Annotated in this window: 19 protein-coding genes; 14 read left to right on the forward strand and 5 right to left on the reverse strand. The window is 58.8% G+C overall.

The window, feature by feature from the left end; genetic code table 11:
- Window positions 1-17: 17 nt before the first annotated feature.
- The 11 genes from CRP02_RS12765 (at window position 18) to trmB (ending at window position 10,742) form a co-directional block, all read left to right on the forward strand.
- A complete protein-coding gene (locus CRP02_RS12765; protein ID WP_003514785.1) occupies window positions 18-512 on the forward strand; it encodes a GNAT family N-acetyltransferase in 495 nt (164 codons plus the stop codon).
- 69 nt (window positions 513-581) lie between these two features.
- Window positions 582-1,010 (forward strand): Fur family transcriptional regulator, encoded by a 429-nt coding sequence (locus CRP02_RS12770; protein WP_003514787.1) that lies wholly within the window; start codon window positions 582-584, stop codon window positions 1,008-1,010.
- A 30-nt stretch (window positions 1,011-1,040) separates the two neighbouring features.
- Window positions 1,041-1,835 carry a lysophospholipid acyltransferase family protein gene (locus CRP02_RS12775; protein ID WP_097171400.1) on the forward strand — a complete coding sequence of 265 codons (795 nt, stop codon included), beginning with the start codon at window positions 1,041-1,043 and terminating at the stop codon, window positions 1,833-1,835.
- Between the two features lie 64 nt (window positions 1,836-1,899).
- The gene (gene miaB / locus CRP02_RS12780; protein WP_179784006.1) at window positions 1,900-3,303 is read left to right on the forward strand and encodes a tRNA (N6-isopentenyl adenosine(37)-C2)-methylthiotransferase MiaB; all 1,404 of its coding nucleotides are present in this window, start codon (window positions 1,900-1,902) and stop codon (window positions 3,301-3,303) included.
- A gap of 40 nt (window positions 3,304-3,343) precedes the next feature.
- Complete coding sequence (locus tag CRP02_RS12785; protein ID WP_003514799.1) at window positions 3,344-4,399, forward strand: PhoH family protein; 1,056 nt, start codon at window positions 3,344-3,346, stop codon at window positions 4,397-4,399.
- A 9-nt stretch (window positions 4,400-4,408) separates the two neighbouring features.
- Window positions 4,409-4,915 carry an rRNA maturation RNase YbeY gene (gene ybeY, locus CRP02_RS12790; protein ID WP_019564421.1) on the forward strand — a complete coding sequence of 169 codons (507 nt, stop codon included), beginning with the start codon at window positions 4,409-4,411 and terminating at the stop codon, window positions 4,913-4,915.
- Window positions 4,916-4,930: 15 nt separating this feature from the next.
- On the forward strand, window positions 4,931-6,076 hold the full coding sequence (locus CRP02_RS12795) for a hemolysin family protein (protein ID WP_003514803.1): 1,146 nt from the start codon (window positions 4,931-4,933) through the stop codon (window positions 6,074-6,076).
- A 199-nt stretch (window positions 6,077-6,275) separates the two neighbouring features.
- A complete protein-coding gene (gene lnt / locus CRP02_RS12800; protein ID WP_097171401.1) occupies window positions 6,276-7,865 on the forward strand; it encodes an apolipoprotein N-acyltransferase in 1,590 nt (529 codons plus the stop codon).
- Between the two features lie 134 nt (window positions 7,866-7,999).
- Window positions 8,000-8,419, forward strand: a complete 420-nt coding sequence (locus CRP02_RS12805; RefSeq protein ID WP_003514807.1) for a helix-turn-helix domain-containing protein — start codon at window positions 8,000-8,002, stop codon at window positions 8,417-8,419.
- Window positions 8,420-8,607: 188 nt separating this feature from the next.
- Window positions 8,608-9,870 (forward strand): methionine adenosyltransferase, encoded by a 1,263-nt coding sequence (metK, locus tag CRP02_RS12810; protein ID WP_003514808.1) that lies wholly within the window; start codon window positions 8,608-8,610, stop codon window positions 9,868-9,870.
- 173 nt (window positions 9,871-10,043) lie between these two features.
- Complete coding sequence (trmB, locus tag CRP02_RS12815) at window positions 10,044-10,742, forward strand: tRNA (guanosine(46)-N7)-methyltransferase TrmB (protein WP_097171402.1); 699 nt, start codon at window positions 10,044-10,046, stop codon at window positions 10,740-10,742.
- A 12-nt stretch (window positions 10,743-10,754) separates the two neighbouring features.
- Here the strand turns inward: trmB and CRP02_RS12820 are convergent, their stop codons facing one another.
- Both CRP02_RS12820 and CRP02_RS12825 read right to left on the reverse strand, forming a co-directional pair.
- The gene (locus CRP02_RS12820) at window positions 10,755-11,654 is read right to left on the reverse strand and encodes a ribokinase (protein ID WP_097171403.1); all 900 of its coding nucleotides are present in this window, start codon (window positions 11,652-11,654) and stop codon (window positions 10,755-10,757) included.
- Window positions 11,655-11,707: 53 nt separating this feature from the next.
- Entirely contained in the window at window positions 11,708-12,901 is a 1,194-nt protein-coding gene (locus CRP02_RS12825) for a DNA recombination protein RmuC (protein WP_179784007.1), read from the reverse strand.
- A 148-nt stretch (window positions 12,902-13,049) separates the two neighbouring features.
- Between CRP02_RS12825 and def the strand changes: the two genes are divergently transcribed.
- The 3 genes from def to truA are packed head-to-tail and all read left to right on the forward strand — an operon-like array spanning window position 13,050 to window position 15,345.
- Window positions 13,050-13,562 carry a peptide deformylase gene (gene def / locus CRP02_RS12830; protein WP_003514812.1) on the forward strand — a complete coding sequence of 171 codons (513 nt, stop codon included), beginning with the start codon at window positions 13,050-13,052 and terminating at the stop codon, window positions 13,560-13,562.
- 47 nt (window positions 13,563-13,609) lie between these two features.
- Complete coding sequence (gene fmt / locus CRP02_RS12835; protein WP_097171404.1) at window positions 13,610-14,545, forward strand: methionyl-tRNA formyltransferase; 936 nt, start codon at window positions 13,610-13,612, stop codon at window positions 14,543-14,545.
- Window positions 14,545-15,345 carry a tRNA pseudouridine(38-40) synthase TruA gene (gene truA, locus CRP02_RS12840; RefSeq protein WP_097171405.1) on the forward strand — a complete coding sequence of 267 codons (801 nt, stop codon included), beginning with the start codon at window positions 14,545-14,547 and terminating at the stop codon, window positions 15,343-15,345. The genes fmt and truA overlap by 1 nt, the downstream gene beginning before the upstream one ends.
- A 15-nt stretch (window positions 15,346-15,360) precedes the next feature.
- Here truA and CRP02_RS12845 read toward each other — a convergent pair whose 3' ends face one another.
- From CRP02_RS12845 to dapD, 3 genes are read right to left on the reverse strand one after another with little or no spacing between them, the layout of a single operon-like run.
- Window positions 15,361-15,957, reverse strand: coding sequence for a hypothetical protein (locus CRP02_RS12845; RefSeq protein ID WP_019564415.1), 597 nt, complete (start codon window positions 15,955-15,957; stop codon window positions 15,361-15,363).
- A complete protein-coding gene (gene dapE, locus CRP02_RS12850; RefSeq protein ID WP_097171406.1) occupies window positions 15,941-17,137 on the reverse strand; it encodes a succinyl-diaminopimelate desuccinylase in 1,197 nt (398 codons plus the stop codon). The genes CRP02_RS12845 and dapE overlap by 17 nt, the downstream gene beginning before the upstream one ends.
- A 14-nt stretch (window positions 17,138-17,151) precedes the next feature.
- A complete protein-coding gene (dapD, locus tag CRP02_RS12855; protein WP_097101372.1) occupies window positions 17,152-18,006 on the reverse strand; it encodes a 2,3,4,5-tetrahydropyridine-2,6-dicarboxylate N-succinyltransferase in 855 nt (284 codons plus the stop codon).
- Window positions 18,007-18,093 lie beyond the last annotated feature (87 nt).

Consider the following 18,093-nt stretch of genomic DNA (forward strand, 5'->3'; position numbering starts at 1 on the left):
GCGGATGATTCCTTGTTATGTTTGACGAATATCTAAGCTGGAAGCCTTATTTCGAGATCGTGCCGATGCAGCATGAGGATTGCGCCGGAGTGGCGGAGTTGCATGCGCTGCGCTTTCCGCGCCCCTGGAATGACGGGGAGTTTTCCGGGCTGTTGACGCAAGGCTCGGTTTTCGGTGCCGTCGCGCGGCAGACGAACGCATTTTTCAGCAAACCGCTCGGTGGTTTCGTGCTTGCGCGCGAAGTGGCCGGCGAGGCGGAAATCCTGACCGTTGCGGTGGCCGACAAGTTCGCGCGCACCGGCCTCGGCTGGCGCCTGATGCAATCGGCCGTCCGTGAGGCGATGATGCGCGGTGCAGAAACGATGTTCCTAGAGGTGGACAGCAACAATGCCTCCGCTCTGGGACTTTATAAAAAGCTCGGCTTCAAAACGGTCGCTGAGCGCAAGGCCTATTACACCGCCAAGGATGGCGCGAAGTCGACGGCGCTTGTCATGCGCCGCGATCTTCGCTAGTTCCCTGCGACAGGCATTTTTCGGCGACAGCCCCGAAATTCAACCGGAATACTCAAAAGGCCAGAAGACGTGATAGACCTTTCGAAAACGCTGGAGGAACTTTGTGCCGAACGCGGCATGCGGATGACGGACCAGCGCCGTGTCATCGCCCGTGTGCTGCAGGAATCGGCAGACCATCCGGATGTCGAGGAGCTTTACCGCCGTTCCTCCGCCGTGGACCCGCGCATCTCGATTTCTACCGTTTACAGAACGGTGAAGCTGTTCGAGGACGCCGGCATCATCGAGCGTCATGATTTTCGCGATGGCCGCTCGCGTTACGAGACCGTGCCTGAGGAACATCACGATCATCTGATCGATCTGAAGAACAGTGTGGTCATCGAGTTTCATTCACCCGAGATCGAGGCGCTTCAGGAAAAGATCGCCAGGGAACATGGCTTCAAGCTCGTTGATCACCGGCTCGAACTCTACGGTGTACCGTTGAAGCCCGGCGAACATTGAGACGCTGGTGAGCAAGCGCACGGTTCAATCATGATGTGGATTCGGACAGCCTATATTGCGGTCGTTCTCCTGATCGTCACGCTTATATTGCTGCCGCTGCAACTGTTGGGCCTTGCCTTCGACTTGCGGCTTCGTCGCCGTATTCCCCGCATCTGGCACCGCATAGCCTGCCATGTTCTTGGCATCCGCGTGCATGTCCATGGGGATGTGGAGCGGGCAAAACCGCTGATGCTGGCGGTCAACCACGCCTCGTGGAAGGACATTCTCGTTCTCGGCAGTATTGCCGACGTGGTGTTCATCGCCAAGACGGAAGTGCGTGACTGGCCCGTCTTCGGCTGGCTCGCCCGTCTGCAGAAAAGCATCTTCGTCCAGCGCGAGCAGAAGCGCAGCACCGGTGCGCAGGTCGGCGAGATCGCCGCCCGCATGGCCGATGGCGAGATCGTCGTGTTGTTCCCGGAAGGCACCACCTCTGACGGTAACCGCATGCTTGCCGTCAAATCCTCGCTGTTTGGCGCAGCCTCCACGGCTGCCGAGCAGGTTCCGGGCAAGCTCGTTTATGTGCAGCCGGTTGCAATCGCCTATACGCGGGTGCAGGGAATGGCCATGGGACGTTACCACCGGGTCATTGCAGCCTGGCCGGGCAGCATAACTCTGGTGCCGCATCTGCTCGGTATCATCAGGGCAGGTGCTATCGACGTCGACGTTACATTCGGCGACAGCGTTCCGTTTCACAGCACGGATAACCGCAAGCGTCTGGCGACCGATATCGCCGCTTCTATCCGCTCCATGTTGGCTTTCAGCCTGCGTGGTGGCTGGCGGAAATAGAGCATTGCAGCTTTTCCGGTATTTTTCTGTTTAATCCGGGCGTGAAAAACACTAGATAACCGCCATGACCCAGGAAACGCTTGGCCTCGACGCCCCCGAAATGATTGCCCGCGAGGGCTCTAACAGCAGGAAGGTCTTCATCAAGACCTATGGCTGTCAGATGAACGTGTACGATTCCGTCCGCATGAGCGATGCGCTTGCGAAGGACGGTTACGTTCAGACGGAGGATATGGGCGAGGCGGATCTGGTGCTTCTGAACACCTGTCACATCCGCGAGAAGGCCGCTGAAAAGGTCTATTCGGCGCTCGGTCGCCTGCGCGACATGAAAAAATCGCGCGAAGAACAGGGCCGCGAATTCGTGATCGGCGTTGCCGGATGCGTGGCGCAGGCGGAAGGCGAGGAAATCCTTCGCCGTGCGCCTGCCGTCGATGTCGTCATCGGCCCGCAGACCTATCACCGCCTGCCTGACGCCCTGAAGCGGGTGCGCGGCGGCGAGCGCGTCATCGAGACCGAATATGCGGTCGAGGACAAGTTCGAACATCTGCCGGTGGCCGAAAAGGCAACACTGCGTACGCGCGGCGTCACGGCATTTTTGACGGTGCAGGAAGGCTGCGACAAGTTTTGCACCTTCTGTGTTGTGCCCTATACGCGTGGTTCGGAAGTTTCGCGCCCCGTGCGCCAGATCGTCGATGAGGCGATGAAACTGGTGGATGCCGGCGTGCGCGAGATCACGCTGCTTGGCCAGAACGTCAATGCCTGGCAGGGCGAAGGCCCGAAGGGCGAAAAATGGGGACTTGCCGAGCTTCTTTACCGGCTGGCGGAAATTCCCGGTCTTGCCCGCCTTCGTTATACCACGAGCCATCCGCGCGACATGGATGACCGCTTGATTGGCGCACATCGCGATCTGCGCATCCTGATGCCCTATCTGCATCTGCCTGTTCAGTCCGGGTCGGATCGCATTCTGAAGGCGATGAACCGTCGCCACACGGGTGAGGAATATATCCAGCTCATTGAAAAAATCCGGGCCGTCCGCCCTGATATCGCCATGTCCGGGGATTTTATTGTTGGCTTCCCCGGCGAGACGGATCGTGATTTCGAAGACACGATGGCGATCATCGAACAGGTGAAATATGCGCAGGCCTTTTCATTCAAATATTCCACACGCCCTGGAACGCCGGGCGCCGATCTGACGGATCAGGTTACGGAAGAGGTCAAGGCCGAGCGGCTGGAACGATTGCAGGCGCTGCTCTTGCGGCAGCAGAAGGAATTTGCGGAATCGCTGGTCGGAAAGACGATGGATGTGTTGCTGGAAAAGCCCGGCCGCATGCCTGAACAGTTGATAGGTCGCTCTCCCTGGCTGCAATCTGTGAATCTTGATGCAAAGACTTTGAAAATCGGTGACATTGTTAATGTACGAATCACCGCAACGGGTCCAAACAGCTTGTTTGCCGAGGTGGCAGAGAGTTAGAGTGAGGAGCCGACACTGATTGGGACAGGAGCCTGACCGCTTGAACGCACATGAATTGGTATCACCTTCATCGCGCCAGCCACGCCAAGCCGCGACCGACGCCAATCACTTCGTCCTCACGTTCGAGAATAACAGGATAGCGGGAGAGCTATTCGGTCAGTTCGATCAGAACCTCAAATTGCTGGAACAACGCCTCAACATCGATGCGCGCCCGCGCGGCAATTCCGTTGCCATCACCGGCGATGTCGTTGCCACCAATCAGGCTCGCCGGGCGCTGGATTTCCTCTACGAGCGTCTGCTCAAGGGCGGAACCGCCGAGGTTTCCGACGTGGAAGGCGCGATCCGCATGGCCATGGCGGCAGACGACCAGCTGACCTTGCCGACGATGGAGCGCAAGGCGAAGATCTCCATGGCGCAGATTTCAACGCGCAAGAAGACTGTCGCTGCCCGCACGCCGACCCAGGATGTCTACATGCGGGCGCTGGAGCAATCCGAACTGGTTTTCGGCGTCGGCCCCGCCGGCACCGGCAAGACCTATCTTGCCGTGGCGCATGCGGCGCAACTTCTGGAGCGTGGTGCGGTCGACCGCATCATCCTCTCGCGTCCCGCAGTGGAGGCGGGCGAACGCCTTGGCTTCCTGCCGGGCGACATGAAGGAGAAGGTCGATCCTTATCTGCGCCCGCTTTACGATGCGCTTTACGATATGATGCCGGGTGACAAGGTGGAGCGCGCCATTCAGGCGGGCGTCATCGAAATCGCTCCGCTGGCCTTCATGCGCGGACGCACGCTTGCCAACGCCGCCGTCATTCTGGACGAAGCCCAGAACACCACGACCATGCAGATGAAAATGTTCCTCACCCGTCTCGGTGAGAAAGGCCGCATGATCGTGACCGGCGACCCAAGCCAGGTGGACCTTCCGCGGGGTGTGAAGTCAGGCCTTGTCGAGGCCCTGCAAATCCTCACCGATGTGGAAGGTGTATCCGTCGTGCGCTTCAAGGATGTGGACGTCGTGCGCCATCCGATGGTGGCGCGCATCGTGCGGGCGTACGAATCCCACACGGCGGTGCCGGATGAAAGCCTCGTGAAGGGCAACTGACGCAAGACAATGACAGCTCTGGATATTCAAATCAGCGTCGAGGCCGAAGGCTGGTCCTCGGAAGAGGACCTTCTTGCCTTCGCCACCAAGGCGCTGGATGCAGCGGTTGATTTTTTGAAGCGGGAAGAGAAACAACCCTTCCCGAAAATGCCGGTGGAACTGTCACTGGTCTTTACCGACGATGAAAATATCCGGGAAATCAATGCCGAATGGCGCGACAAGGACAAGGCAACCAATGTCTTGTCTTTCCCCGCTTTTCCGCTGGAACCGGGCGGTATGCCCGGCCCGATGCTGGGCGATATCGTCATAGCGCGCGAGACGGTTGAACGCGAGGCTCTTGAACTTGAGAAGAGTTTCGAGGATCATCTGACCCATCTTCTTGTTCATGGGTTCCTGCACCTGTTCGGTTATGACCACATGGATGAGGAGGAGGCGGAAGAAATGGAGTCGCTTGAGACTCGCATTTTGGCGGTGCTTGGCCTATCTGATCCTTACGCGGGACAGGAACCGCTTTGAATATTGTCTGGAGCCATGAACGAACATTCTGCACGACCTGCCAATGAGGGCAGAGAAAACGGCGAGCAGTCCTCCTCGGAGGAGGGCAGTAGTCATTTACGGAACGACTCCAATGCAAAGCCGAGATCGACGATCTGGTCGCGCATTGGACGGTTGTTGAAACCGTCACAGGGCGAGCGCCTGCGCGAGGATTTGACCGACGCGCTGATGGACGACACCGAAATCGGTGCCGCCTTTTCGCCCGAAGAGCGGGCGATGCTGAACAATATCCTGCGTTTCCGGGAGGTTCGGGTCGAAGATATCATGATCCCACGCGTGGATATCGACGGTCTCGACCAGAATATGACCATCGGCGAAGCTCTGATCCTCTTTGAGGAAACCGGGCGCTCCCGCATGCCGGTTTATGATGAGACGCTGGATAATCCGAAGGGCATGATCCACATTCGCGATTTGCTGGCCTATGTCGCCAAGCAGGCGCGCAACAAGCGCCGGGTGGGATCGCGTGGCGTTGCTTATGGCGAGGCGAAGGCTCCGCGCTCGCCGCGACCGAATTTTGACCTGGCACGGGTGGATCTGGAACAGACGGTCGCCGATGCCGGGCTGGTGCGCAAAATTCTTTTTGCACCCCCCTCCATGCTGGCTTCCGATCTTTTGAAGACCATGCAGGCACAGAGAACACAGCTTGCCCTCGTGATCGACGAATATGGTGGCACGGACGGTCTCGTCAGCCATGAGGACATCGTCGAGATGGTCGTGGGTGACATTGATGACGAGCACGACAAGGACGAGACGATGTTTTCGCGTCTGTCCGCCGACGTGCTGGTGGCGGATGCCCGCGCCGAACTTACGGAACTTGCCGAGGCAATCGGACCGGAATTCGATGTCCGCGAGCATCTTGAAGAAATCGATACGCTCGGCGGCCTGATATTCTTCGCGCTCGGCCGCATTCCGGCCAAGGGTGAAGTGGTCCGGGCCGTACCCGGTTTCGAGTTCCAGATCCTCGATGCGGATACGAGGCGTATCAAGGGTGTCCGTATCGTCCGCGATCACGGCTCGGAAGGGCAGGATGACCGCGCGCCGGGCGATGCCGATGCCGATGAGGTTATTCCGCTGCCCGCGCCGGATGTTCGCCTCATCACCCACCAGCAAAACGCTGACTGAGGTGGGCGACGGGATGCTCCCCGTCGCCTCCGCTCCTTGAACGCGTCATCAAGAGTCCAAAAGGACGCACGGTGCTCCGGCGACCATCCCTTCTGTGGACTGCGAATCTTTTTTCCTTTACGTCGAGTCTAAAGGGAAATTCCTTTGCGCGGCCATGCCGGGGTTGGGCTTTTCCGGGTGGGCATTAAACGGAGATGGCATGGAGCGTCTTGCAGGCAGGGTAATGCTGGCCGGCGGCAAAAGCCGCGCAGTGATGGCGATTGCCGCAGGCGCGGTTGGAGCGCTGGCCTTGCCTCCGGTCGGCTTTTTCGCGGCGCTTTTTTTGTCTTTCACCCTGCTTGTCTGGTTGGTCGATGGCTGCACCGGCAAGCCGGGCGGCGGCATCTTCAGCCGCATCATGCCCGCTTTCGGCATCGGTTGGTGTTTCGGCCTTGGTTATTTCGTGGCGGGCCTGTGGTGGCTGGGCAATGCGCTCCTGCTGGAAGCTGACGAGTTCGCCTGGGCGCTACCGCTCGCCATCCTCGGCCTTCCGGCTTTTCTCGCCGTGTTTTACGGTTTTGCGGTCGCAGCCGCCAATATCGTCTGGTCGGACGGTCTCGGCCGTATCACCGCACTTGCGGCCGCATTCGGCCTTTTGGAATGGCTCCGCAGCTTTATAGCAACTGGCTTTCCCTGGAACGCCATCGGTTATGGCATCATGCCTGTGCCGATCATGATGCAGTCGGCGCATCTGCTTGGTCTTTTTGGTGTCACCACGCTTGCCGTTTTCATCTTCGCCTCGCCTGCCTTGATCGGCACGAAAAAAGGCATGTGGCCGGGTCTCATTGTGGCGGGCCTGCTGCTGGCTGGCCATTTTGGTTACGGCTTTTACCGCCTTCAGACACCGTTGGAGGCACCTGCGGATGCGCTGACCGTGAGGATCGTGCAGCCGTCGATCGACCAGTCCCGCAAGATGCTGAATGCAGACAGGGCCGAGATTTTCAGCGAGCATCTGCGTTTGACGGGCCTGCCGCCCGGCGAAGGAAAAAAACGCCCCGATATCATCGTCTGGCCGGAGACCTCCGTGCCTTTCATCCTGACGCAAAATCCGGACGCTCTGGCGGAAATCGCCAAGACGCTGGAAGACGGGCAGGTCCTGTTTACCGGTGCGGTCAGAATGGAAGATGCCGGTGCCGGCCGGCCTCCGCGTTACTACAATTCGGTCTATGCGATCGACAGTCAGGGCGAGATCATCGGCGCGACCGACAAGGTCCATCTGACACCCTTTGGAGAATATGTCCCTTTCGAAGATATTCTACGGGGATTCGGCATCAATAATGTCATCAGCCTGCCGGGCGGCTTTTCAGCCGCCTCGTCGCGCACGCCCTTGACGCTTCCTTCCGGTAAAACCTTTTATCCCCTGATCTGCTACGAGATCATTTTTCCCGAAGAGATGACCCCTGGTCTGGCGGGTGCCGCAGCGATCCTGAACGTCACGAATGATGGCTGGTTCGGCGATACGCCCGGCCCTTATCAGCATTTTCTGCAGGCAAGAGTACGGGCCGTTGAAACGGGAGTGCCGGTGATTCGCGGCGCTAATACCGGAATTTCCGCCGTTATAGACCCCTATGGTCGTATTATTGCCGGGTTGGACTACGGCCGGGTCGGAATTGTTGACGCCACCTTGAGTGGTGGGTCAAATGATGCTGTTACTTACGACATACATCGGACGTATTTCTGGTTGATTTTTTCTATCATGCTGACCGTTGCGGTATTTTCTGCCTGGCGTTTTGCCCGGCGCCAGAATTGACCGGGAACCCCTACAATTGCATAGTGAATACGTCAGTCGTAAAACAAGTTTAGACGTTATCGAAATGCCAGCTCATTTCTTCGAATAAGCAATGAAACGAGATATCAACCCTTTCCGAGTGTCAGGACCGCATGATGACCGAAAATAAGAAAAAGCCTAACCCCATCGACATTCATGTCGGAAGCCGAATTCGTCTTCGCAGAACCATGCTGGGCATGAGCCAGGAAAAGCTGGGTGAAAGCCTCGGAATTACCTTTCAGCAAATTCAGAAGTATGAAAAGGGCACGAACCGCGTGGGCGCCAGCCGCCTGCAGAATATCTCCGCGATCCTGAATGTGCCGGTTTCCTTCTTCTTCGAGGACGCGCCGGGCGACCAAGCTGTTGGCACGACGGGCATGGCAGAAGCATCGAGTTCCAATTACGTGGTGGATTTCCTGTCGTCTGCCGAAGGCTTGCAGCTGAACCGCGCTTTCGTGAAGATCGCCGACCCGAAGGTTCGCCGCCGCCTCGTTGATCTCGTCAAGTCGCTCGCCGCCGAAGGGGATGCCGAGTAGCACTCGCAGGCGACTCCTTTATTTTCCAGCGTGCGGCGCTGGACACTCAACGGTCCGCAAGGGCCGTTTTTTTGTGCCCAATTAGAAAGGAATTCTCACATAAAGATATATTTATGTGGTTGTGTCCTTGTCTTTCATGGCCGAAATGACTAACAAAACCGAAGACCGTTCTTTGAGGGGAATCCCGCATGCGTGCCAATTACCTGTTCACCAGCGAGTCCGTGGCCGAAGGTCATCCGGACAAGGTTTGTGATCGTATTTCCGATGAAATCGTGGATCTCATCTATCGTGAGGCATCCAAGACGGGTGTCGACCCCTGGACCGTGCGCATCGCATGCGAAACGCTTGCGACGACGAACCGCGTCATTATCGCCGGTGAGGTTCGGGTTCCCGATACCCTGCTGAAAAAGGACAAGGACGGCAAGGTTCTCAAGGATGCTGCCGGCCACCCGGTCATCAATCCCTCGAAGTTCAAGTCGGCTGCCCGCAAGGCGATCCGCGACATCGGCTATGAGCAGGATGGTTTCCACTGGAAGACGGCGAAGATCGATGTTCTCCTGCATCCGCAGTCGGCGGATATCGCGCAGGGTGTGGACAACGCCTCCGACAAGCAGGGCGACGAGGGTGCCGGTGACCAGGGCATCATGTTCGGTTACGCCTGCAAGGAAACGCCGGACCTGATGCCGGCTCCGATCTATTATTCCCACCGTATTCTGCAGCTGCTCGCCACCGCCCGTAAAAGCGGCGAAGGCGAAGCTGCGAAACTCGGTCCCGACGCGAAGAGCCAGGTGACGGTTCGTTACGTCGACGGCAAGGCTTCGGAAGCCGTGTCCATCGTTTTGTCCACGCAGCATCTCGATGCCAGCTGGGATTCGAAGAAGGTTCGCGAAGTTGTCGAACCTTATATCCGCGAAGCGCTGGGTGACCTTAAGATCGCCGATGATTGCCAGTGGTATATTAACCCGACGGGCAAATTCGTCATCGGTGGTCCCGATGGCGATGCGGGTCTGACCGGCCGCAAGATCATCGTGGACACCTATGGCGGTGCTGCCCCCCATGGCGGCGGTGCATTCTCCGGCAAGGACACGACCAAGGTCGACCGTTCCGCGGCCTATGCTGCCCGCTATCTGGCCAAGAACGTGGTGGCTGCCGGTCTGGCCGAGCGCTGCACCATTCAAATTTCCTACGCGATCGGCATCGCCCAGCCTTTGTCGATCTATGTCGATCTGCACGGTACCGGCAAGGTCAGCGAAGATCAGGTCGAAGGCGCCATCCGCAAGGTCATGGATCTCTCGCCGTCGGGCATTCGCCGTCATCTCGATCTCAACAAGCCGATCTATGCCAAAACGTCTTCCTACGGCCATTTCGGTCGCAAGGCGGGCCGTGACGGTTCCTTCTCCTGGGAGAAGCTCGATCTGGTGAAGCCGCTCAAGGAAGCTTTGAGCGCTTGAAGCATTTCCAGTAAAATTGCGTAGCGATTTTACGTCCGGAAAATGCGGGGACTTGTTCTAAGCCTTGTCATTCGACGGGGATTGAGAGATACCGGTTGCACCATTTGTAACCCGCATAGTGCCATTCAAGTGGCCCTGTGCGGGTTTAGTCTATTTGTTCTTGAGAGTATGACATGACGGAAGAGCGGCGTTCGCGCGCAACGGAAGCGTTTTTTGGCAGACGCAAGGGCAAGCCCCTGCGCAATCAGCAGATCGATACGATCGAAAACCTGCTGCCTTTGCTGAAAATCGATCTGGAAAGCGCGCCTCCGAAAAATCTCATCGCTCTCTTTCCGGCGGATGTGAAATCGGTCCGTCTGGAAATCGGTTTCGGCGGCGGCGAGCACCTTGCCCACCGCGCGGTTGAAAATCCTGAGACCGGCTTTATCGGCGTCGAGCCCTTCGTCAATTCCATGGCCAAGCTGCTGGCAAGCGTGCGTGAAGGCGAGTTGATGAATATCCGCCTTTACGATGATGACGCGACGCAATTGCTGGATTGGCTGCCGGATGGGTCGATCGATCACATCGATCTTCTCTATCCCGATCCTTGGCCGAAGAAGAAGCACTGGAAGCGCCGTTTCGTTTCCGACGTCAATCTTGCCCGTTTCCATCGCGTCCTGAAACCCGGTGGCAAGTTCTGCTTTGCTTCCGATATCGATACCTACGTCAACTGGACGCTACAGCATTGCGCCCGCCACGGCGGTTTCGAGTGGACGGCGGCAAGCGCCGAGGACTGGCACACCCCCTATGCCAACTGGCCGGGCACGCGTTATGAGAACAAGGCGAAAAGAGAAGGCCGCAGCTCGGCCTATCTCACTTTCATTCGCATTTAACAGCTCGAACCGTCAGATATTCGCGTCCACTTCGGCTGCGACCGGAATGGAAGGCTGGGCGCCGGCGCGGGTGCAGGCGAGCGAGCCTGCGACGGCGGCGCGCTTCAGCGCCTTTTCGAAATCCATACCCTGATCGAGGCTGGCGGCGAGATAACCGCAGAATGTATCGCCAGCGCCAACGGTATCGACCGGCTCGATCTTGAGACCGGACGCCTTGAAGACCTTGCCGTTGCGAATGGCGATCACGCCATCAGCACCAAGCGTCACGATCAATGTCTGGCCGGTCTGCTCATGCAGGGATTTGAGTTCATTTTCCCGTTCGGAGGCTGAAAGTCCGTTTTTGCCGATCAGCAATTCAAACTCGGTTTCATTGGCGATGACGATATCGGCAAGGCTGGCAAGGCGCGGCCCGTCCGCAGTCAGCGGCGCGGTATTGATGATAGTGGTGATGCGTTTAGCCTTCGCGGCCGTCAGTGCTGCTTCGATTGAGGGTGCGGGCACCTCGAACTGAAGCATCAGAATATCGCCCGCTGCCATCTCCGCCACGGCTCTTGCGGCGTCGGATGCGGAAACTTCGCCATTGGCGGCGGGAATGACCGAGATCATGTTCTCCCCGCCTTCACCGATCAGGATTACGGCGGTTCCCGTGGGGCCGGGCGCGGTCTTGACGAGCGACAGATCGGTGCCGGCATCGCGCAGCAATGTCAGCGCTGGCGCGGCAAAGGTGTCATCACCCGTAGCGCCCGCCATTTTGACCGTTGCACCTGCGCGCCGTGCGGCAAGCGCCTGATTGGCTCCCTTTCCGCCGGCCGCCGTGGAAAAGGTGTCTCCCGTCACGGTTTCACCGGGTTTGGGCAGGCGTTTGGCGGTGGCGACGAGATCCATGTTGATGGAGCCGAAAACAGTAATCATCAGGGCATGTCCGTATGAAATTCAAAGCAAGGCGGCGACTTTGCCCGACGGGATCACTCGTCGTCAACCACCCGCAACTTGGCCGTTCCCGCCCTGTTCTCCGCAAAGCGTCGCGCCTGCTCGATTTCGCTATGGGAGGTCTCTTTTTCCGTCGGCGAAAAATCGAGGCCCTCGATTTTCTGGCCACGCGCCAGCACCTTGTCGGAGGAGATCAGCATCATGTCGACATCTTTCTGCGCCAGCCCGAAATGGGCTTGCAGCTTGCGCGTCCGGTCGTCCAGCCGCCGCACGTCATCCATGAGAAGCGCGACTTCACCCTGAATGAGATGCGCCTGCTCGCGCATGCGCTGGTCCTTCAGCACCGACTGGATAACCTGCACCGACAGCATCAAAAGCGATGGCGAGACAATAACGACACGGGCGCGATGGGCACGCTGCACCAGATATTCGAAATGCTGGTGAATGTCGGCAAAGATCGATTCCGACGGCACGAAAATGAAGGCCGTATCCTGCGTTTCGCCGCGTATCAGATATTTCTCCGCCACGTCGCGAATATGCACTTCCATATCGCGGCGGAACTGCTGGGTCGCAGCCCGTTTGCCCTCGGGCGTTTCATCCGCCTTCAGCGCATTCCACGCCTCCAGCGGAAACTTGGCGTCGATGACGAGGGACGGCGCGTTGTTCGGCATCATGATGATGCAGTCCGGTCGGTAGCCATTCGAAAGTGTAGGCTGAAGCTGAAAGGCCCCGGCGGGAAGCGCATCGGCGATCAGCGCTTCCATGCGCGCCTGTCCGAAAGCGCCGCGCGTCTGCTTGTTGGAGAGGATCGCCTGAAGCCCCACCACGTCCTTTGCCAGATCCTGAATATTGCCCTGCGCGGCATCGATAACCGCAAGCCGCTCCTGCAGGCGGCTTAGATTCTCGTGCGTCGACCGGGTCTGCTCGGTTAGCGTTTCACCCAGCCGCTGCGACATGCCGTCGAGGCGCTGGTTGATCGTCTGGCCCATCTCGCTCTGGCGTGTACCGAGTGTCTCGGCCATCGCCGCGATCCGGCCGTGCAGTTCCGACTGGGTTTTCAACAGATCGGAAATTTCACCATCGGCTTCCGCTTTTTTCCCACGACTTTTCGTGACCATCCAGAAAGCGGAAAGGCCGAAAACGAGAGCCGCAAGAAGCCCGCCGAAGCTGATGTCGACGGAGCCGGCCCGCAAGGCGGGATCGAGGAGAAAAGAGAAATCGATGCTCATGGCTAAATCTACCAGATTTCCAGTGATTCGTAAGATCAAAACAAGAACATTCATGCGGCGGAATTGAGTCGGGCAAAACCGGACGAAGGTCCCATTTCGACCGCGTATTTTTTATTTCCTCCGCGCAAGAGATACGTTATGGGAAGCCATGACTATCAAACCGCTTATCATTTTGCCCGATCCCGTGCTGCGCCAGCAATCAAGGCCCATCGAACAGGTGGATGCCGAAGTGTTGCGCCTTGCCGACGATATGCTCGAAACCATGTATGATGCGCCGGGTATCGGCCTTGCCGCCATTCAGGTGGGCGTGCCGCGCCGCATGCTGGTGATCGACGTTTCGCGCGAGGACGAGGAGAAAAAGCCGGTCGTCTTCATCAATCCGGAAATCCTCAAAGTGTCGGACGACGTCTCGGCCTATGAGGAAGGGTGTCTCTCCATTCCCGATTATTATGCCGAGGTGGAGCGTCCCGCATCCCTGACGGTGCGATATGTCGATCGTGACGGCAAGCAGCAGACGGTCGATGCGGACGGACTTCTGGCGACGTGTTTGCAGCATGAGATAGACCACCTGAACGGCATTCTGTTCATCGACCATATTTCGCGCCTGAAGCGAGAAATGGTCATCAAGAAATTCACCAAAGCAGCCCGCGCTAAGGTCTGATTCGTCTTAAATATGTAGACGGAACGACATAGAGGGCAGGGGGCGATATGGCTCTTCGCATCATTTTCATGGGTACGCCGGAATTTTCCGTTCCGACGTTGCGTGCGCTGGTGGAGGCTGGTCTCGAGGTCGTCGCCGCTTATACGCAGCCGCCGCGTCCAGGCGGTCGCCGTGGCCTCGATCTGCAGAAATCGCCGGTGCATCAGGCGGCCGAACTGCTGGGTCTGCCCGTGCTGACGCCGGTGAATTTCAAGGCCGAGGAAGACCGGCAGCAATTCAGGGAATTCAACGCCGATGTCGCTGTTGTCGTTGCCTATGGGCTGCTATTGCCCGAGGCTATCCTGAGCGGTACGCGCCTTGGCTGCTATAACGGCCACGCCTCGTTGCTGCCGCGCTGGCGCGGTGCGGCGCCCATTCAGCGGGCGATCATGGCTGGCGATGCCGAGACGGGCATGATGGTCATGAAAATGGAAAAGGGGCTGGATACCGGCCCGGTGGCGCTGACCGCCAAGGTCACGATCGGTGAGAATACCACGGCAGGTGAATTGCACGACAGCCTGATGCTAACAGGCGCGCGGCTGATGCGGCAGGCGATGGACAAGCTGGAAGCAGACGATCTTCCTCTCGTTGCACAGCCGGAAGAAGGCGTCGTTTATGCATCGAAAATCGACAAGGGCGAGACCAGGATTAATTTTTCCCGGCCGGCACAGGACGTCCATAACCATATTCGCGGCCTTTCGCCTTTTCCCGGCGCATGGCTGGAAATGGAGATCGGCGGCAAGGCGGAGCGCGTGAAGGTTCTGGCGTCAGAACTGGCGAGCGGTATGGGCGAGGCAGGCGCTGTGCTCGATGACGCCCTGACCATCGCCTGCGGCAGTGGCGCGGTGCGGCTTACCCGTTTGCAGAAGGCAGGTGGCAAGCCGCTGTCGGCTGCCGATTTCGTTCGTGGCACACCCGTTCCGGCCAGAACGAGGCTCGGCTGATGCCGCGTTTCCGCATGACCGTCGAATATGACGGCACGCCTTACTTCGGCTGGCAGAGACAGGACAATGGCCCTTCGGTTCAGGGCGCGCTTGAAGCTGCCGTCCGCTCGCTGACTGGCGAGACCGTGTCCATTCGAGGCGCTGGCCGCACCGATTCCGGTGTGCATGCGGTGGGACAGGTAGCCCATGTCGATCTTTCTCGCGATTGGGCGCCATATAAGCTTCGCAATGCTCTCAACGCCCATCTGGCCATGGCGAAAGAGGGTGTCTCGGTTGTCGACGTAACGGCTGTGACCGAGGACTTCGACGCGCGCTTCTCCGCGCTGCGCCGCCATTATCTGTACCGCATCATTTGCCGGAAAGCGCGGCTGGCACTCGAGCACAAGCGCGCATGGTGGGTATCGAAAGATTTGGACCATGAGCGCATGCATGAAGCTGCACAGATGCTCGTCGGCCGGCACGATTTTACCACTTTCCGCTCGGTTCATTGTCAGGCGAACAGCCCGGTCAGAACGCTCGACCGGCTGGATGTGACACGTAATGGCGATCTTATCGAGATACGCGCCACCGCGCAGAGCTTTCTGCACAACCAGATACGCTCTTTTGCCGGAACGCTGAAAATGGCCGGTGAAGGCAGCATGACACCGGAAGACGTGCGCACGGCACTGGAAGCACGGGATCGCAAAGCCTGCGGCCCCGTCGCGCCGCCGGATGGTCTCTATTTCATGCAGGTCGATTATCCCGACGTCATTCCGCCGCGTGTCTATTCAAAGGTCGAGACGGTCGAAGACACGGACTGAAGTCCGTCTCGTTTCTCAGGCCGGATAAACGCCGAGAAAACGCTGCAGCGCCTCGGACAGAAGCATGCCCGGCACCAGCAGGGTCATGACGATCGCCGAGACAAGCAACGACTGGTCGCGGATGAAGAAGCGCACGATCCGCGAAAAGGCGAAGACCAGCGACAGCAGGAGTGCCAGCCAGAGGATGGCTATCAGCCCCTGCAAGGGCGGCAGAAAAAACGCGATCAGGATCAGAACCGCATAGGCATAGGAAAACGGCAGCGACAGCCAGTTCATGGTGGTGACCAGCGCGGTGAATTTTTCCCGTGCGCCAAAGGCAAACAGCAGCATGCCGATCAACAGCAGCGGCACGATCCAGCAGATAGCCTCGACCATCGCAAGGCGGAAAAAGAAGATGAACCCCGTTCCTGTTCCGGGCGGATAGCTTGCCAGGAACGCAGCGCGCAGCCACAGCCAGGAAACCAGCATGGCCGGCAGGCACCAGAGGGCGGAGTAGAAGGACCGCCACATGCCGCGCTCGGACAGATCCAGATAGCGCGCACCGGTGTGGTCGCCGAGCAGCAGCAGCCAGAGGCCTTTCAGATAGAGCCTTACTTCACTTGCCGTCGGCATGGGAGAACCAGCGTTCGATGAAGGTCTCGTAGATGCGTGTCAGCGTCTCCAGATCGGCGACTTCCACGCGCTCATCGACCATATGCATGGTTTGCCCGACGAGGCCGAATTCCACGACGGGGCAATAATCCTTGATGAAACGCGCATCCGACGTGCCGCCGGTGGTCGAAAGCTTGGGCTCCTTGCCTGTCACGGCTTCCACGGCGCCGGAAAGCGATGAGATGAGCGCATTGTTCCGCGTCAGGAAAACATGGGCCGGCCGGTCCGCCCAGACAATATCATATTTGACCGGGCTGCGGTCGGGACGAAGGTCTCCCTCGGCAGCGGCGGCATCGAGGCGACGGATGATTTCCGCCCGCAGGCTCTCCACCGTCCAGCTGTCATTGAAACGGATGTTGAACGACGCCGTCGCCCGCGCCGGAATGACATTTGTGGCGGCATTGCCGGTGTCGATGGTCGTCACTTCCAGATTGGACGGCTGGAAATCGTCCGTACCGTGATCGAAGGGCGGATGCATCAGCGCGTGGGTCAGCTGCAGCAGCCCGCGAATGGGGTTGTCGGCCAGATGCGGATAGGCGGCATGACCCTGCACGCCATGCACGGTGATGCGGCCCGAAATCGATCCCCGACGGCCGATCTTGATCATGTCGCCCAGCTGGTCGGGGTTGGTCGGTTCACCCACCACGCAGGCATCCCATGTCTCGCCTTTGGCTGCGGCCCATTCCAGCAACTTGGAGGTGCCGTTGATCGAGGGGCCTTCCTCGTCACCGGTGATCAGGAAAGAAACGGAACCTTTCGGTTTTCCGTGTTTCTCGATGTAGCGGGCAATGGCGGCAACGAAACAGGCAATGCCACCCTTCATGTCCACCGCACCACGGCCGAACATTTCGCCGCCCGCAATTTCAGCGGCAAAGGGCGGATGGCTCCATGCCGCCTCGTCGCCCACCGGAACGACATCGGTATGGCCCGCAAACATCAGGTGCGGACCTTCCGTGCCAAGCCGGGCGTAGAGGTTTTCCACGTCAGGCGTTCCCGCTTCCGTCGCCACCATCTTTTCCACCGCAAAGCCAAGCGGTGAAAGCAGGGTGTCTAGCAGGGATAGCGCGCCACCTTCGGCGGGCGTCACCGAAGGGCAACGGATGAGGGCGGCAAGATTGGCAACGGGATCGGTCGTGGTCATGGTATCAGCTTTTATCAGTCGCGCAGAAGCTCGTTGATGCCGGTCTTGGAGCGGGTCTTTTCATCGACGCGCTTGACGATGACGGCGCAATAAAGGCTCGGGCCCGGCTCGCCGTTCGGGAACGGCTTGCCCGGCATGGTGCCAGCAACGACGACGGAATAGGGTGGCACTTCGCCATAGGTGATCTCGCCGGTGGCGCGATCAACGATTTTGGTCGACTTGCCGATGAAGACGCCCATGCCAAGAACGGCGCCTTCGCGCACGATGCAGCCTTCTACGACTTCCGAACGGGCACCGATGAAGCAATTGTCCTCGATGATGGTCGGGCCAGCCTGAAGCGGCTCCAGAACGCCGCCGATGCCGACGCCGCCGGACAGATGCACGTTCTTGCCGATCTGCGCGCAGGAGCCGACCGTCGCCCAGGTGTCGACCATCGTGCCTTCATCGACATAGGCGCCGAGATTGACGAAGGAAGGCATCAGCACCACGTTCTTGGCCACATAGGCCGAGCGGCGCACGACGGCGTTCGGCACGGCGCGGAAGCCGGCAGCGCGGAACTGGTTTTCACCCCAGTTTTCGAACTTCGAAGGGACCTTGTCCCACCAGGTCGATTCACCGGGGCCGCCGGTGACGATTTCCATGTCGTTCAGACGGAAGGAAAGGAGCACGGCCTTTTTCAGCCACTGGTTCACCTTCCAGTTCCCGTCCGCCTGCTTTTCGGCGACGCGGACCTTGCCGCTGTCGAGAAGTTGAAGAGATGTGTTCACCGCGTCGCGAACCTCGCCCTTTGTCGATACGTTCACACCGTCACGGTTGTCAAAGGCTGTTTCGATGATGGTTTCGAGGGAGATGAGATCCGTAAGGCTCATGGAAAATTCCTTAAAGTCGCGTGTGTTCGTGGTCACGGATGGTCCCGCGCCGCTGGAAGGCTCTGGCCATTTGATCTAAGGGAGTGT

The organism is Rhizobium sp. AN5, assembly GCF_900215255.1.
Classification (GTDB): domain Bacteria; phylum Pseudomonadota; class Alphaproteobacteria; order Rhizobiales; family Rhizobiaceae; genus Agrobacterium; species Agrobacterium tumefaciens.

Bases quoted from the DNA above. Each gene is read 5' to 3' on its own strand.
- CRP02_RS12765 (WP_003514785.1), top strand. From the start codon at position 18: ATGTTTGACGAATATCTAAGCTGGAAGCCTTATTTCGAGATCGTGCCG.
- CRP02_RS12775 (WP_097171400.1), top strand. From the start codon at position 1,041: ATGATGTGGATTCGGACAGCCTATATTGCGGTCGTTCTCCTGATCGTC.
- miaB (WP_179784006.1), top strand. From the start codon at position 1,900: ATGACCCAGGAAACGCTTGGCCTCGACGCCCCCGAAATGATTGCCCGC.
- ybeY (WP_019564421.1), top strand. From the start codon at position 4,409: ATGACAGCTCTGGATATTCAAATCAGCGTCGAGGCCGAAGGCTGGTCC.
- CRP02_RS12795 (WP_003514803.1), top strand. From the start codon at position 4,931: ATGAACGAACATTCTGCACGACCTGCCAATGAGGGCAGAGAAAACGGC.
- lnt (WP_097171401.1), top strand. From the start codon at position 6,276: ATGGAGCGTCTTGCAGGCAGGGTAATGCTGGCCGGCGGCAAAAGCCGC.
- CRP02_RS12805 (WP_003514807.1), top strand. From the start codon at position 8,000: ATGACCGAAAATAAGAAAAAGCCTAACCCCATCGACATTCATGTCGGA.
- metK (WP_003514808.1), top strand. From the start codon at position 8,608: ATGCGTGCCAATTACCTGTTCACCAGCGAGTCCGTGGCCGAAGGTCAT.
- trmB (WP_097171402.1), top strand. From the start codon at position 10,044: ATGACGGAAGAGCGGCGTTCGCGCGCAACGGAAGCGTTTTTTGGCAGA.
- CRP02_RS12820 (WP_097171403.1), bottom strand. From the start codon at position 11,654: ATGATTACTGTTTTCGGCTCCATCAACATGGATCTCGTCGCCACCGCC.
- CRP02_RS12825 (WP_179784007.1), bottom strand. From the start codon at position 12,901: ATGAGCATCGATTTCTCTTTTCTCCTCGATCCCGCCTTGCGGGCCGGC.
- def (WP_003514812.1), top strand. From the start codon at position 13,050: ATGACTATCAAACCGCTTATCATTTTGCCCGATCCCGTGCTGCGCCAG.
- fmt (WP_097171404.1), top strand. From the start codon at position 13,610: ATGGCTCTTCGCATCATTTTCATGGGTACGCCGGAATTTTCCGTTCCG.
- truA (WP_097171405.1), top strand. From the start codon at position 14,545: ATGCCGCGTTTCCGCATGACCGTCGAATATGACGGCACGCCTTACTTC.
- CRP02_RS12845 (WP_019564415.1), bottom strand. From the start codon at position 15,957: ATGCCGACGGCAAGTGAAGTAAGGCTCTATCTGAAAGGCCTCTGGCTG.
- dapE (WP_097171406.1), bottom strand. From the start codon at position 17,137: ATGACCACGACCGATCCCGTTGCCAATCTTGCCGCCCTCATCCGTTGC.
- dapD (WP_097101372.1), bottom strand. From the start codon at position 18,006: ATGAGCCTTACGGATCTCATCTCCCTCGAAACCATCATCGAAACAGCC.